Origin of the sequence: Algoriphagus taiwanensis, from assembly GCF_036245645.1 — a bacterium.
Taxonomy (GTDB): Bacteria; Bacteroidota; Bacteroidia; order Cytophagales; family Cyclobacteriaceae; genus Algoriphagus; species Algoriphagus taiwanensis.
Map to the genome: position 1 here is coordinate 1 of NZ_BTPE01000010.1, position 16126 is coordinate 16126.

A 16126-nucleotide genomic window follows, 5' to 3' on the forward strand; every position below is an offset into this window, starting at 1 on the left:
GTAACTTAAAGAAACACCTGCAGACTTACCATATGATCAGTGAACGAATGATGCAGAACTACCTGGACGAGTTTTGTTACAAGCTCAACAGAAGATACTTCGGTCAAAAACTCTTTGACAGACTCATCATTGCTTCTATTTATCCATACTGGTTTGATTGCGGATAATCATAAAGTTTAATTATTTGCTTCTCGCTCCTCTAAAAAGAATATTTTTTATTATTAGAGACAAATACCTCAAATCGGTAGTGAGCGGAGCTTTTTCATAGGCCAATAAATACTTCATTTCCGAAGCCATGATTTCATCCAAAGTTTTTGGCATATCTGCATAAAAAGGAGGTAGCAGTCCAGGCTTAGTTTTCACCCGTATTTCCTGAAGTTCTTTTGTGTAAAGATTAAAATATTGGCTACTCAAAGGTCTAACCCCAATTAATTTCATATCCCCCTTAACTAAATTCCAAATCATAGGAATCTCATCCAACCAGAATTTTCTAAAAAATCTCCCAATAGGCGAAACTCTAAAATCATCCTTAAACTTTCCACCTTCATCTAATTGATGATACTTAAACACATAATCCTGCAAATATTCTGAATAGGGATACATGGTTCGAAGCTTATAGACTTTAAACACTTTGCCATCTTTTCCTATCCGACGCAATTTAATAAGGGGACCATAGGTTGGTTCCATATCAAAAGAAGGATTTCCTATTTTCCTTGCCACGAAATATAGTTCATTATTAATTTCGCGTTCCAAAAGTACTTCAAAGCCACAGGAATAAAGCCGGCCTAAAGTCTCTGCCCTAGAAAGAACACGATTTCTTCCGTTGGTAAGATAAAAATAAAACTTTTGTGTTAGCTTCAGTTTAGGCAATACTCTGTGAAAGAAAAAATCAATCGTGATAAACAAGTAATTGATCAAAAATGGGTACTTACTTTTAATTGCATTCTTCCTGTTAGAATAAGTTTCGACAGAACATGCAAAAATCCCATTGTATTCTAATTTTTGATTAACACTCTCTAAAAACTTATTTATGCGTCTTATATGGTTAATTTTCTCAAGGTTCAATATATTGATAAAAACAGATTCTGAACTATAAATTAAATCAAAACTATCAGAGGAAAAAAAGATAAAAGTATCTTCAAAATTATATTTAAATACTTCCTTGTAAAATTGCAGAACTTTCTTTGATTTTAACTGCAAAATAAAATTATCTAATTTATCCTTCTGTACGTCATTAGATACAGATTGTTCTAAAAAAAAATTGAATTTTATCATTCTAAGTATATTTAATCAATTAAAATAATAAGAAAGTCCTAATTGAAATCCGGGCAATATATCATCATCGCCCTGGTAAATATCCCATCCAACTACACTAGAAAATCCTGATTGAAATGAAAAATTATCATCAATGTCGTATTTATAAATTAATCCCAATTTAGCACATACATTTGGCCTGTTATATTCATGCCTAAAAAAATAACCTGTACCAATAGTCGCCAAAATAGAATGATTTGAAAAATCACTATTACTAAACATCTTACTTAAGTTTAGGAAAGTATCCACATACCAGAAATCATATCGATGATTTTCTTCATCGGTAATTAATTTAAAATAAGTCCCTCTATAACCTAAAGAAAACCCTATTTCATTCGAAAACCATCTTCCTAAACTCACATCCAACAAAGGAGAAACATTGGAAGAAATAAAATCTTCCTTCTTAATCCCTGAAATCTGAATCCCTGATGAAACATTTCCAAAAAACTTCGCACTACTTTCTTGAGCAAAACAAAAGGAAAAGAAGGCTGAATTAATGAAAATCAGAAATAACAGACAAATCTTCATGTAGAATAAAGTTTAGGGATTTTGTTTACAACTCTAATTACATCAGCAAAATCTAAACCAATTATTTCAAGGTACCACCTTAAAGTTTCATATCTAGGGAAGTTTTCCTTATAAATCAATTCTAAAGCTTCATCTCTTGAAATCATACCTTCTCGAATTTGATTGCTTCTAAATGTATCAAACTCTGAAAAACCAGTAACCGTATAGTAGATATAATTATAAAAACTAGCTGTACCATCTCCAATTCTCCATGTAGAATCGCTATCAATAGCTTTTTCCCAATTATATTCATTCAAAATTAAATCATTGATTTCCTTTTCATCCCAACGGTAATAATCAAACAAATGATAATAATCTTTCTTCGGGGAAATATATCTCGAAGCAAACGAGCCTAGACTGTCAAATATACTTTGATTTAAATAGCCAGGGCTTTTTATTACGTTACTTCCTATATAAGCAAACAGTTTCATTTGATTTATAAATGACAAAGAATAAATTCTTTCCTTATCAAATTTTGGAGGCAAACCAGCAAAACCAACTTTGAAATCAGTGTTCTCCAAGTTGTTAATTCCCCAAATATTTAAATCAATACCAGTTTGTTTTTTTAGTTTATTTGTATAATAAAAGAAAAATTTATCCCCTGCCATAAATAATGGGATCATACCTAGGGAAGGATTTCTAAGCCAGGCTGCAACATTTTTTCTAATGTTCTCTCTTTTCCAATGAATATCAGCTGAAACAATTATATTCTCAACACCAAGTTTCCCACAAACGCGAGCAATATTTCTTCTTGCTAAATCTGTTACCATTCCCCAATCATAGGTGAATGCGATAGGATTCAATCCAAGTTCCTTTTTTATCAAATGCAATGAATAAGTGCTATCACGACCTCCGCTAAATGGGACTATGCAGTCAGGTTTTCCATTTTTTCTCCGATACGGATCTACAAGAGCCTTTAGATTCTCAATCGGTTGTACTTTATCTTGAGGTTTGTAATTATTGCAGTAATTACAAATTCCTGATGAATCAAATTGTATAAAAGGAAAAGTCTGAGGTAACAAGCATTTCGAACATCTGCGGAGTTTACTGATAGCTTGCGCATTATTTTCCAGCAGTCCAAATAAGTGGGCTTCTTTGGAACGATTGATAAACACCGCCGGGTCAATCACTACTTCTCTTTTGTTTTTTTCATTGTCGATCAGGTGTTTCTCCAGCTTAAGTGACCTGACTTTTGACAACTGAATAGAACTATCATTGACCGGACTTTCAAAATGATGGATCTTTAGATCATCCATTTCAATTACAAGACCCTTATTGGAGGTCAGTTGTCTTACATCCAATGAAGCTCCAAAGGCGGCAAATTCAGACGTTTGTTTCAGTCGTTCCAGAAAGTATCCCTCAGAAGCAAAAGTGATGAAGTTTGCGTTGTCAGTTATATAATATAGTGAACCATTATTGGTTGCCAGCACAAACTGATCCAAGTCGTGGAACATGATGGCTAGTGACCAGGTACCCTCGAGTTGAGCGAAGGTTTTATTGCAGGCTTCAACCAAATCGGTTGTGGAATTCAATTGTTTGCGGATAAGTGCAGGTATGATCTCTGTATCAATACTATAGGTTCTGTTCAAATCGTCATTCAGCTGCCACAGTTCTTCCACATTAACAATGATACCATTATGGATAACAATTACATCATCTTTCAAGACCGGTTGATTATTAACCTCATTTAGTTGTGTACCATTTGTAACAAGACGTGCATGGCCAAAGGCTGTAAAGCCATCCCCTTTTTCCTGATGTTTAAGATTCCCTGAAATTACAGTTTGAAAAACTGTGCTTTTTATTAAGTCACGGATAGGCACATCGCCTTTAATGACATCTATTTTATTGGAAAATTGATTCCTTACAGCCATACCAGAAGAATCCTTACCCCTAGATTCACTGAATATGGCTATATTTTCCAAATTTCTTTTTAAAGAAATCGAGGGATAACTTGAATTAGGTTTAACTATAAGTCCAAAAATACCACACATAATCAATATTTTAGTCTTACTACATCAAAAGTCTCTGCAAAATCTACAGATATTTGCGACCCTTTAGCCCTAGCTAAAGCTAGAATAAAATCGTCCTGGAAATATCTTCTTTTTAATAATATTTGAGATTTATAATTATTAAGAACCTGTAATTTAAAATTAATTTCTTCAGAAGTAAGATTGACAAAGAAAGTTGACTTAAATTCTAAATGATTCCAAGGAAGTTCATAACATAATATACTTGAAAAAGTTTTATAAGCCCTAACCATTTCATTAGCTATAATTTGATGATCTTGGTGATAATCATTCAAGGAAGGACCAATTACTAAATCTGGTGAAAAGTCAACCTTTAACTTAACCAAAAACTCTAAAATCTCTTGTCTATAATCAATTAATTTCCGAACAGGATAATTAAAAATTTTAAAACTGCTCTCAGATAAATTATAGTCTTTTAATACATTCCTAAATTCCATTTCAAGAGTGTTTTTAGGCATGTTAGTTGGCAATGATTCCTCAGCCGTTGAAAAAACAACCCAATAAATTTGGGCACCATCTTTAAGTAGTTTATATATTAATCCTCCAGCCCCAAGTTCAGCATCATCTGTATGAGGTGATAAAACTAAAACCTTTCTAAAATTCATAAATTTTTTATTATATTTTGAATGCGAATAAATTCTTTAATAGGTCTAGCAGGACTACCCGCCCAGGTTTCTCCACTGGGAATATTTTTTGTTACGGTTGCGCCCATTCCTACTGTTACATTTTCTTCTATAGATATACCATTCATCAGGTTAACAGAAGGAGCAATCCATGAGTTTTTACCAATTACAGTACTCCCTCCAATCATGGAGTTAGCAATTAACAGTGAATTCTCTCCAACTACAACATTGTGAGCAACATGAACTAAATTATCGATTTTAACTCCTGATTTTATAATAGTGTCACCTAAAGTTCCTCGATCGATACATACATTTGCTCCTATTTCCACATAATCACCAATTTGAACACCTCCAAAGTGGGGAAATTTATTCAACTCTCCATTAGCCTTCCTTGCATAACCAAAACCATCAGAACCAATAACTGACCCAGGATTAATAGTAACAAAATTTCCAATATTAGTCCCAGAGAAAATATAATTATTTCCTAGTAACACACAATTATCGCCTATTGTACAATTATCCTCAATTGTAACATTAGGACCAATATAACAATTCAATCCTACCTTGGAATTATTTGAAATAATTGATGTCGAATGAACATTTGAAGTTCTTTCACGGGGGAAAACAAAATTAAGAATATTTATAAACGTGGACTTGGGATCATCAGATAATATATAGGCCTTATTTGAATCAATTTCAAATAAGCCCTTTAGAGATCTATCTAAAACAATTACTGTAGATAAAGAATTTTGGATTAGCTCTAAAGATTTATCAAGGTTTTTTTTTACCCAAGTTATAGAGTATTCGGCAGTATTATTAATTGGAGAAGCTTTAGTAAAATAAATATCATCTCTTGATGCATAGACTTCTTCATCAACCAAAACATCTGATATTTTCTTAATTGAAACTTTATTCATGATAATCTCATTTATTTTGAAACATTAGTTATATATAAACATTAAATTATTGACCTAAATAAATAAAATATTTCGAATTCTCGAGAACGGTAAAACATAAAATAAAAATATTTATTACAATTTAACTCTACCCCAAAAAAGCATATCTAATAACAGATGAATATATAACATGATTTAAGTCATCACAACCTTTTATATACTCTTTTGCTTTCTTTTGATATTCTAATTTTAAATCTACATGTTTATTATTTTCTTTTATTCTCTCAATCATTGACTCATAGTCATAAAAATAATACTGAATTCCAGCTTTAAAAAGTTCATTATGGACTTTTACGTGGAAAGCTAGCTTATTCAAAAGATAATTAGGCACACCCAAAACTGCTGCTTCTGTGGCCATAGTTCCACTATCAGTTACCATAAATGCAGCATAATAAATTATATACTTGAGGTCAGATGGATCGCCTTTGTACACATTTTTATTGAGCCGGCTAGGTAACTTTCGTTCAGTAACCAATAAAACATCTTTAAACAGACCAACGCAATAGTCAAAAAGATTGATCAAGTTATTGTCTTCTAATCCATTATTGCCTCCGGCATCATGGGTTGCATTTAGTTTTGATGTTCTGATAATGCAAAAATTATTTTCTTCAAGTCCATATTTCTCCAAAACACTAGAATCTGGCTTGTAAACATTGGGGTGAAGGTGAGCTAAGGATTTATTTCCTTTAAAGGAATGCTTCTTTGATTTAAATTTCCCAAGTTCTGTGATTTCTGGTGAAATAATTAAAGTTGCGAAATTAAAAAGTATACTATTAATTTTTATTGTATTGATGTCATTGTCATTAAAAATTATGGATGGAATTTTTCTCCACCATCCACTAACCACCAAAGAATCATCAGTTAGAAATACACAATATCTCTTCTGCCTCAACAAGAAACGTTCAATTTTAAATAATGTGAGAATAAAAACTCTGGCAGAATTAAAAATTGAAGGCTTTTCTTTCTTATTTCGTCCTTTTGGAAACAGATTTTGATATTCCCACCCTTCCTTTCTGACCAAATCTTCTAATACATCCTTAGAATTAATAAGTATATCAACTTGTATCCCATCCGCTTTTAATCTATTAATTGTTTCTCTAAATAAATGTACCTTCGCGGGATGAACGAAGTAGACAAGAACTCTCAAATTGGTTTTATTAGAAGCGTCGTTCATTTTCTTAGGATTTAGAAACAAACCCTTTTCCAGTCTTCTCACGATCTTCTAATTGAAAGAACATTAGTGGTTTATCGGGTAGAAGCCGTTTAATCAATGGAAATACAACTTTTTGGAAACGAGTAATTAAGGGTAAATATGAAGGATAATCATTAATTGATTTACCAGGAATGGCCATAAGAGTGTCAAATTCGTCCCTTTTCATATTCAGTTTCTTTATTACGAAAGTGATATCACGCTCAATAGAATCCAGAGTAAAAGGCTTTTCTGAAATTATTGAAAAGGCTTCCTCGCGTGAAAATTCACCCGTCATTACCTGGCCAGAATACGTTATCTTACGCTTATCAATACCAAATTTTTCTACTAGCCAGTAGGAGATAATGAACTTTGTGAATACGTTTTCATAATGATGCCCTTGATAGTCCTCCCATCCATAGGTTGCTTTTAATAAATCTTTCGCTTCCTTTTTTGTGTAAGGTAAATAGAAAAATGGACGAACCAATTTTATCTTTTTCAAAAAAGAATAATATCCAAACTTCCAAATGCTCATCGTCGGAAACGACTTAAGACTCCGCTTACAAAACTTATTAGCAATGTATCTTATCTGCTTAGCATCAGTATAGGTCCATTCATTAGGTTGAAAACCTTCAGATCGAAAGTCATGACCATTTATTATATACTTCAAATTTTCTCTCGCGGCAGTTTTATAAAGAATTGACTTTATAGCATGATCAGTAGGCCCATCAGCCCATGGAAATTCTGCACGGAGATAGGCTTTTAGAACATCGATTACCTCTTGATAATCAATCACATATGACTCAAAGTCAATCTCCAAAGGGTCTACTAGTTTCTTAATATTTTTAACACATATATCAGAACCCCATCCATTATCTAAATATACCGCTAAAACCCTCAACCCATATTTTTTGGTAATATGAAGTAAGTAAGAACTATCCGTTCCACCACTAACTCCAACAATACAGTCGTATTTTTTACCTTTTCCATCAGCTTTCATTTTGTCAACAAAAGAAAGCCATTCCTGAAGTCCTTTTTCGCCTCTCGGATAGTAGTCCAACATTCGTTGAAAGGTTTTGGCGTAAGAACTTATCCCAAATTCATCAAATTGAATATCCGGAATGGATTCATCCCAAAGCCCTTGAGTACATACTCGTCCTTTAAATCCTATTTTTTCATTTTTCTTATCCATATTAAATCTACTTACCATCTCTCGAAAAAAGTACACTCAAATTGTCATTTTGTGGGTAATTTATTAAAACTCCTTTGCGTGAACCTTGATAAACAAACATGCTACCTGCTGCCAGAGCATGTGCACCAGAATTATACGCTTGCAAAAAATCATTTAATGAGCCGGCTCCTCCTAGTCCAACTACAGGGATTGAAAGACTTTCACTCACCATTTTAATCATTTTTAGGTCATAGCCGATCATACTACCATCACGATCTATTGACTGGAGGATAATTTCTCCTGCTCCCTCTTCTTGCATTTGGCGAGCAAATTCAAGTGGACAAATACTGGTTTTCTTTTTGCCCCCTAATGTGGTACAGACCACTTTACCGAAAAAAGTGGTTTTATAGTCTATACAAACTGTTACACTCTGGCTTCCAAATGAAGAGGCTATTTGATTTACCAGGTTAGGTGAGTTATGTACAGCCGTATTCATTACGACTTTTTCAACTCCCAAGGAGAGAATATTTTCCGCATCTTCAATTGTTGATATTCCACCTCCAATGCCAATAGGCATAAAAGCCTCATCTGTCATATTTCGAACAAAGTCTAGAGGGATTTTTCGCTTCTCTCTACTCGCATCAATATCTAACAGAATAAGCTCGTCAACCTTAAGATCATTGAAGATGCGCACAGCATTGATAGGATCGCCGATATACCGCGATTTATCAAACTTGGTGGTTTTAACTAATCCGCTATTGCGGAGAAGCAAAACTGGAATTACTCGTGGTCTGAACATACAGCCTTAGTATAGAAATTCTTCAATAGGGCCAGCCCCTGATCATGACTCTTTTCCGGGTGGAATTGAGTTCCGTATATGTTTTCAAAATGAAAAGATGAAACTAATTCAACCCCATATTTAGTTGTTGCAGAAATATGATCAATATTTTCACAACTTATAAAGTAGCTATGTACGAAATAGTATTGTAATATATTATCCTCACAAGGAAGCCATGAGCCTTGGGAGGTAATGTTGAGACTGTTCCAACCCATATGTGGAATTTTAAGGCCTTCTATTCTCCCTTTAAAAGCAAGAGTTTTAGAAGGAATCCACCCTAGCCCTTCTACATCTCCTTCTTCAGAGAATTGAGTCATAAGCTGCATACCAAGACAAATTCCCAAAACAGGCTTTCTTTTTTCTAAAACAAATTCGTTAAGCGGAGAAATTAAATCTTTTGAGCGCAGATTATCCATTCCCTTCTTAAAATGTCCCACACCAGGAAGCAAAAAGTGAGAAGCCAAATTGAAATCTTTATAATTGCTACTAACAAATGAATCAATTCCAATACGACATAAAGCTTTTTGAACAGACCTAATATTACCCAATCCGTAGTCAACAATACAAATCATAAAAATTGATTAATTATATTTAGAAACACATAATTTTGTTCTTCAGATGATAATATATGAGCTACTTTGTCTGAATTAGATTTAAATCTAAAAATTTCATCTCTCTCTAATAGCTTAATAGCAGAAGCTAATCCTAACGGTGACCAATCCTTAGCTCTAACTCCTAATTCATATTTTAAAACATATTTGGACATTTCAATATCAGGACCTATAATGATTCCGAGACGAGATTGAACAAACTCAAAAAATTTGTTTGGTAATCCATGTTTAATATTAAAATTGGTAGGTGGACAAAATATTATACCTAGGTCAAATTGGTTGCAGAACTCAATAAGTTCTTCTCTTGGTACTGGTTCTAAAAAATTAATATTTCTAAATCGTTTAGCCCTATTGATTAATTTATGATAATAGTTTACAGTAAAATCATTACGTACTAAAATTAAATTTAATTCATAAAGATTCTCATCAAGAAATTCCATCGCATCGATCATTAATTCCAATTTTCTAGAAGAACTTACAATACCATGATGGATTAATCTAATTTTTTGCAAATTCTTTGTGGGCTTTAAATCTTCAAAAGAAGGTAAATTCACAATTAAATAAGTAGGAACTTTATAATTATCTATATACATATTCACAATTCCATCTGATACAGTAAGTATACAACTTACTTTTGGTATAAATGTATCACAAAGATACTTATAATAATCTTTAATAAACAATCTCCAAATTAAACTATCATCAAAATTTAGTGGACTATATTCATGTGCATCCAAAATAACAGGTTTACCATTTGCTAGTTCAAAAGCTAAAGGTAAAAGCCTAACTTCATGAGCAATAACAACATCAAAATCTTTATATAAAATTTTTAAAATCTGCTTCTTATATTTATCCCAATAAAAAAGGTGATAAAATTTAAATAATAATAAAATAAGCCTAAAAAGTCTAAAAAAAGGATTAATCTTTCTAATTTGAAAAAATTCATCTTCCAAACTACTTTTAGATAAACCAACTGTTACTACCCTAAATCCTTTACTTTTTAAAAAACTAATTTGCCTATACGGTCTAGGATCTTTTTTTAAATCAGTATAGGATAATATAAGTATGGTTTTCATATTAATTTAATTAGATTTATAATATAGATATGCATTTATCCAATCAAATTGGATAAAAGCAAACATCATTACCATTAACCAGAATGGATGGGTAGTAAGGGTTGAAGCAAAATAAATAACAAAAATTATTAAAAATAAAACTGCTACGCCAGAATAATGAAAACTTTTTAAAATTCGATTAAAAAAACGTAGATGAAAAAAAATAAAAACAGACAATCCAATTAAACCATAAGTTGCTAACCAATCAGAAAATCCATTAACCCTAACAAGCTTAGTGTAATTACTTTGTGTGCGAAGATGAGGATTGAACCCATATCCAAAAATAGGACTTTTAAGAAAATCATTAAAGTCAACAATAAAAGATGGAAATCTCCCCAAGGATCGTGACTCAAATTCTCTAGTATCATCCAGTAACTCTTTGTACTCTTCTCTCATATTAATTTCATACTTAATTTTACTAAAACCAAAATCAAGACTTAGAAAAACCAAAATAAATGAAAAACTGACAATAATGAATAAAGGAAGAAATCTTGAATTTTTATTTAATATGTACCAAAAAGGAACAAGTATAAAAGCACAAATAAAAGCAGTAGTTGATGTAGTAGTTATAAGAGCAATGTAGTAAACGAATAACTTTTTGTTAAGCTGAAAATTAGAAAATATTAAATTAATTATAATTGCTACAACAATAAAATTTGCAAAACCCTTTGGCTCCCATGCAAAGCCAGAATTACGATAAACAGAACCATGACTTTCTAAAGTGAAAAAAACAAAATTTGCTAACCTATCATTTCTATACTCTAAAAAAGGAATAAATCTTTGTGGCAAAGATAAAAATGAAAATAACAAATCATAGTTAATTAATTGAACAAGAAATAAAGGAAGACTAATTAAACATAAAATATAAATAATATTTTCATAAATTAAAAAAAATGTATCCTTTACAATTTTTATAGTAAAATATGCATAGTTAATTTTCAACAAAACATAAATACTCAAGATAAAATCATTCTCTTTAAAATATAAAAAATATGCAAAATTCAAAAGAATATATAAAACATTAATCCTTACAAAAAAAAGATCAAATTTTAACCCTCTTTTTGTAAATAAATAAAAGGAATACAATAAGGCGATTATAGTAGTTAAAGGTGAAAAAGCTAATACTGAGGCTTGAGAACTTTTAAAAATGATTAAAAAAACAAGAAAATAATTCTCTCGAGATTGATGCAAATAATTCAAATTAATTTGATAGGACATTATCACTTACCTTTCGAAGAATTATAAGATGAAACAAAATAAAATAAATACATCAAAGAATAAAAAATACTATAAAGCAAAACACTTAAATTTGATGATTGAAAATAATAACCAATATATATTCCTATCGAAGTTAATATCATTAAAAAAATTTGCCAAATCAAATTAACTTTTTGTCGATTAGTTATAATTAAGGAAAATCCTAAGGGACTAACACTAAACTGAAAAAAAAATAGTAAAGATAAATATCTGGCAAATTGTCCAGAAATCTCCCAATCTTTACCAAGCACAATAGAAAAAATATAAGGACTAAAAAACGCGACAAGTAAAGATGGTACTATTGCAATAACCGCTAAGTATTTAAACGTTTTTAAAAAAGTACTTTCAAAATTTCCAAAATTGTTATAATCTTCAGAACATTTTTGTTTAAATACTTCAAGAGTCGAAGAAGAAATTAACTTAATTGGAATTCCCAATATCCGTTGAGTCATAACAAAATAACCTACAGTTGAAGGACCAAAAAACAAAGAAAATAAAATAATTGGATTCTGTGAAACATAAACATTTAATAAATCTGACGGAAGAGAATACTTTGGAAAATTCTTGTATTCTGCTAATATTTTTAAATTATCTAAGGCCTTAAACAAAGAAAAAATACCGCTATCTTCTTTTTTAATTTTATAAAACAAATAAAAAGTTTCTACGAATTGAGCTACAAGATTAGCAATGAGGAAATTTCCTGGATTATTATTGAATAAACCAAGTAAAAGAATTAAAGAATTTAAAGACATAGACTTATAAATTCCAGATTTTGTAATCAAGATATATCTTTTTTTCCTTACTATCCAATTCCTAAACAAATAAAAGAAACCATTTAAGCCTGTAAAAATAGGCAATAAATATAGCCATTCCTTATATTTTAAATCAAAAATAATAAAACTTAATTTATCGAGAAAAATTAAAATAATTAATTGAAATATGAAAATAAAAATGATAACAAACATAATAACAGAATTAAATAACTTTTTCGCAGTGTCTTCTTCCTTTGGCAAAACTATAGCATTATCATACCTTAATGTCACTACAACTGTCAGTATATTCACTATTGAAAGATACATTCCTATTATTCCGAAAGCCTCAGCGTTATAAATTCTTGTAAAAATAGGAGATAAAATAATAGTTAAAATCTGAGTAATAAAAACTCCTGAAGCAATTGTTAGAATATTTTTAATATATTCGTCATAATACTTGTTTTTTAATTTTTTTACTATATATACTTTATTAAACATAAAAAATAAATTAGAATTATTCTATAGGTTTAAATTTTTTAATTTAATCGATCGATTTTTCACAAAATGATGAAATTTTTCAATTAATTATAGATTTAAATTTTGAATTCAAATTATGGGTTTTAAAACAATTGAATTCTAATTTTCAAAAGTGAGCATCCATCGTTTGAGACAAATATAATGAATATATTCTTGATTATTTTTGAAATTATTCATTCTATATTGGATAATCAATTACTTAAATTAATCTTGATACGCTTTTGATTGATTTTTTTAACAAAAACTAACAAAACATTTTAATATTTAATCCAAAGCTACTAAGCCTAATAATGATTTATAAAATACTTTTAAAACAAATTTAGAAGAAAAATACATTTGATGAAAATAATTATAGTTATTGAAATAGCAAATAAAAGTATCTCCAATTTCTTTTTTTGGTCTTCCATTATTGCTCTTCTTTCAAAAAATCTTTGGAATACTTGTTTACTTCACGGGAAAATCAAATATGATGATTTAAATAGTTTATTCAAATCATTTTGAAAATGGATGTTTAAGTAATCGTCCCGCTGCCAATGGATGGTAATCCCCTTTCAATCCAATTTGTTCACTAAAGCGAATATCATGAACAATTTCAATTGAATTCCTAGCTTCTCCCAAACCAAAGCCATTTCCATCTAAAATATGCTGATAGCTATGAGTATGAAGTTCAGTAAAGCCATCGCTAAATTCTATTTCTTGACCTTCCATCGTTAATGACCTATAAGTTCTTCCACCTTTAGCCTTAACATCGTCTGGAAGTGTATCGGCATTGATACTTAGGAACCATCTTACTCTAGCTTTTTCCAGTTCAAAAAAACCTGCAGCCCGATCATGGGTATGGATATGAACCACATTCTTTTTGACTGGCCCAAAAATCCAGGTTAGCATATCGTAAAAATGGACTCCAATGTTAGTTGCTATTCCTCCGGACTTAGCTACATCACCTTTCCAGGATGTATAATACCAATGACCTCTGCTGGTAATATAGGCTAGATCGATATCATATACCTTATCTTTTGGCCCCTCCTCTATTCTTTTTTTTAAAGCTATAATGGAATTATGAAGTCGAAGTTGGAGGATATTAAAAACTCTTTTGCCATGTTCCTTTTCAATTTCAGCCAAAGCATCAATATTCCAAGGGTTAAGAACCAATGGCTTTTCGCAAATTACATCTGCCCCTACTCTCAAGCCAAAGCGAATGTGGGAATCATGCAAATAGTTTGGAGAACAAATACTGACATAATCGATTTTTTTATCCGTTCTCTTTAACTTCTCTACATGTCTATCAAAACGCTCAAACTCCACAAAAAAATCAGAATCAGGAAAGTGGCTGTCCATTACTCCTACTGAATCAAATTTATCATATGCTGCCAAGAGAGTATTCCCTGTGTCTTTTATAGCTTTCATGTGGCGGGGAGCGATATAACCTGCTGCTCCTATAAGCGCGAAATTCTTCATAATTCTATTTCAGTTTTTCTACTGTATTATTTTTCAAAATATATTTTTCCCCACTCTCATTACAAGTAGCATTGCCATCCTTATCAAAATGGAGTCTCTGTCCATATTCACTCATCCATCCAATTTGCTTAGAAGGATTTCCCACTACCAATGCATAGGCGGGAACATTTTTAGTCACCACAGCCCCTGCACCAATAAAGGCAAATTCACCTATATCATGTCCACACACAATAGTGGCGTTGGCCCCAATACTTGCACCTCTGCCTACATTAGTCTTGGCATATTCAGACTTTCTGTTAATCGCAGACCTAGGATTGATCACATTGGTAAAAACCATAGAGGGTCCAAGGAACACATCATCATCACAAGTCACTCCGGTATAGATGGAGACGTTATTCTGAACTTTTACATTCCTTCCTAATACTACTCCAGGAGAGACTACAACATTTTGACCGATATTGCAGTTTTCCCCAATTTTGCAGTTAGGCATGATATGAGAAAAGTGCCAGATTTTTGTTCCTGAACCAATCTCACATCCCTCGTCTATGACAGCTGTTTCGTGCGCAAAAAAGTCTTTCATTTAAAGAAATTTAAAATTTGTTCGATGATATAGTCTTGTTCTTCCGATTTCATTTCTGTGTGAATGGGAAGAGAGATTACCTGCTTGCAGAGCTTTTCAGAAACAGGAAACTGCCCTTCCCTTCCTCCATATTCCAAATAGGCTTTTTGAAGATGCAGAGGAAGAGGATAATAAACCATGGTAGGAATACCCTTATCAGCGAGATGCTTCTTGAAAGCTTCTCTATCGACTGATTCAGCAAGCCTAATGGTGTACTGATGAAAAACGTGGGTTGAGTTACCAACTCGCTCTGGAATGTGAATGTAGGGATGAGATGCAAAAGCGTGATCATATCTATCGGCTACCTCATTCCTGGACTTGGAGTAATCATCCAAATACTTCAACTTCACACTTAGGATTGCAGCCTGTAAGGTATCTAATCTAGAATTGACCCCAATAGAATCATGGTAATATTTCTTTTTTTGACCATGATTAGCGATCATCTGAATTTTTTCAGCCAATTCTGGATCATTAGTAAATATGGCTCCACCATCACCAAAACAACCCAAATTCTTTGAAGGGAAAAAGGAGGTAGTCCCAATGTCACCCATGGTTCCAGCTTGAGCTTTTCGACCGTCTGAAAAGGTATAACCTGCACCAATAGCCTGCGCTGTATCTTCAATGACTTTCAGTTTGTACAATTCAGCTATTCTCAGGATTTCCTCCATATTGGAGCATTGCCCATACAGGTGAACGGTGACGATACCTACAGTTTGATCTGTAATTTTAGATTCCAGCTGATTGATATCCAATTCAAAAGTATCAGGAGTAACATCGATAAATATTGGCTTCAAACCCAAAAGAGCAATAACCTCTACCGTAGCCACATAAGTGAAGGCTGGTACGATAACTTCATCACCCGGCTTAAACCCCAATGCCATCATGGCAATTTGAAGAGCGTCGGTCCCATTGGCACAAGGAATAACAAAACCTGCACCAGTATATTCCTTCAGCTCCTTTGCAAATTTTTTAACCTGTGGACCATTGATAAATGCCGTTTGATCGATTACTTCTTGAATTGCTGCATTTACCTCATCCTTAATTCTATGATATTGGGTCTTTAAATCGACCATTTGAATATTATCCATTGCC

General features: G+C 32.0%; 15 protein-coding genes and 1 pseudogene. 1 reads left to right on the forward strand and 15 read right to left on the reverse strand.

The window, feature by feature from the left end; translation table 11 throughout:
- Positions 1 to 167: pseudogene (locus tag AAA938_RS13755) on the forward strand (IS1595 family transposase); the annotation flags it as partial.
- A 13-nt stretch (positions 168 to 180) separates the two neighbouring features.
- Here AAA938_RS13755 and AAA938_RS13760 read toward each other — a convergent pair.
- From AAA938_RS13760 to AAA938_RS13830, 15 genes are all read right to left on the reverse strand, one after another.
- Complete coding sequence (locus AAA938_RS13760; protein ID WP_338229319.1) at positions 181 to 1275, reverse strand: sugar transferase; 1095 nt, start codon at positions 1273 to 1275, stop codon at positions 181 to 183.
- 15 nt (positions 1276 to 1290) lie between these two features.
- The gene (locus tag AAA938_RS13765) at positions 1291 to 1842 is read right to left on the reverse strand and encodes a hypothetical protein (protein WP_338229320.1); all 552 of its coding nucleotides are present in this window, start codon (positions 1840 to 1842) and stop codon (positions 1291 to 1293) included.
- Positions 1839 to 3872 (reverse strand): hypothetical protein, encoded by a 2034-nt coding sequence (locus AAA938_RS13770; RefSeq protein ID WP_338229321.1) that lies wholly within the window; start codon positions 3870 to 3872, stop codon positions 1839 to 1841. Before AAA938_RS13770 ends, AAA938_RS13765 begins: the two co-directional genes overlap by 4 nt.
- 2 nt (positions 3873 to 3874) lie before the next feature.
- A complete protein-coding gene (locus AAA938_RS13775) occupies positions 3875 to 4513 on the reverse strand; it encodes a PIG-L deacetylase family protein (RefSeq protein WP_338229322.1) in 639 nt (212 codons plus the stop codon).
- On the reverse strand, positions 4510 to 5448 hold the full coding sequence (locus tag AAA938_RS13780) for a UDP-3-O-(3-hydroxymyristoyl)glucosamine N-acyltransferase (RefSeq protein ID WP_338229323.1): 939 nt from the start codon (positions 5446 to 5448) through the stop codon (positions 4510 to 4512). Before AAA938_RS13780 ends, AAA938_RS13775 begins: the two co-directional genes overlap by 4 nt.
- Positions 5449 to 5575: 127 nt before the next feature.
- Positions 5576 to 6661 carry a DUF354 domain-containing protein gene (locus tag AAA938_RS13785; protein WP_338229324.1) on the reverse strand — a complete coding sequence of 362 codons (1086 nt, stop codon included), beginning with the start codon at positions 6659 to 6661 and terminating at the stop codon, positions 5576 to 5578.
- 4 nt (positions 6662 to 6665) lie between these two features.
- Complete coding sequence (locus AAA938_RS13790; protein WP_338229325.1) at positions 6666 to 7868, reverse strand: N-acetyl sugar amidotransferase; 1203 nt, start codon at positions 7866 to 7868, stop codon at positions 6666 to 6668.
- A 7-nt stretch (positions 7869 to 7875) separates the two neighbouring features.
- The gene (locus AAA938_RS13795; RefSeq protein ID WP_338229326.1) at positions 7876 to 8646 is read right to left on the reverse strand and encodes an AglZ/HisF2 family acetamidino modification protein; all 771 of its coding nucleotides are present in this window, start codon (positions 8644 to 8646) and stop codon (positions 7876 to 7878) included.
- Entirely contained in the window at positions 8628 to 9257 is a 630-nt protein-coding gene (hisH, locus tag AAA938_RS13800) for an imidazole glycerol phosphate synthase subunit HisH (RefSeq protein ID WP_338229327.1), read from the reverse strand. The genes AAA938_RS13795 and hisH overlap by 19 nt, the downstream gene beginning before the upstream one ends.
- The gene (locus AAA938_RS13805) at positions 9254 to 10372 is read right to left on the reverse strand and encodes a glycosyltransferase family protein (protein WP_338229328.1); all 1119 of its coding nucleotides are present in this window, start codon (positions 10370 to 10372) and stop codon (positions 9254 to 9256) included. Before AAA938_RS13805 ends, hisH begins: the two co-directional genes overlap by 4 nt.
- Positions 10373 to 10378: 6 nt before the next feature.
- Positions 10379 to 11629 carry an O-antigen ligase family protein gene (locus AAA938_RS13810; protein ID WP_338229329.1) on the reverse strand — a complete coding sequence of 417 codons (1251 nt, stop codon included), beginning with the start codon at positions 11627 to 11629 and terminating at the stop codon, positions 10379 to 10381.
- Positions 11630 to 11631: 2 nt separating this feature from the next.
- On the reverse strand, positions 11632 to 12918 hold the full coding sequence (locus tag AAA938_RS13815; RefSeq protein ID WP_338229330.1) for a lipopolysaccharide biosynthesis protein: 1287 nt from the start codon (positions 12916 to 12918) through the stop codon (positions 11632 to 11634).
- A 531-nt stretch (positions 12919 to 13449) separates the two neighbouring features.
- Complete coding sequence (locus AAA938_RS13820; protein ID WP_338229331.1) at positions 13450 to 14415, reverse strand: Gfo/Idh/MocA family protein; 966 nt, start codon at positions 14413 to 14415, stop codon at positions 13450 to 13452.
- Between the two features lie 4 nt (positions 14416 to 14419).
- Positions 14420 to 14995, reverse strand: a complete 576-nt coding sequence (locus AAA938_RS13825) for an acyltransferase (RefSeq protein ID WP_338229332.1) — start codon at positions 14993 to 14995, stop codon at positions 14420 to 14422.
- The gene (locus AAA938_RS13830; RefSeq protein WP_338229333.1) at positions 14992 to 16122 is read right to left on the reverse strand and encodes a DegT/DnrJ/EryC1/StrS family aminotransferase; all 1131 of its coding nucleotides are present in this window, start codon (positions 16120 to 16122) and stop codon (positions 14992 to 14994) included. Before AAA938_RS13830 ends, AAA938_RS13825 begins: the two co-directional genes overlap by 4 nt.
- Between the last annotated feature and the right edge of the window lie 4 nt (positions 16123 to 16126).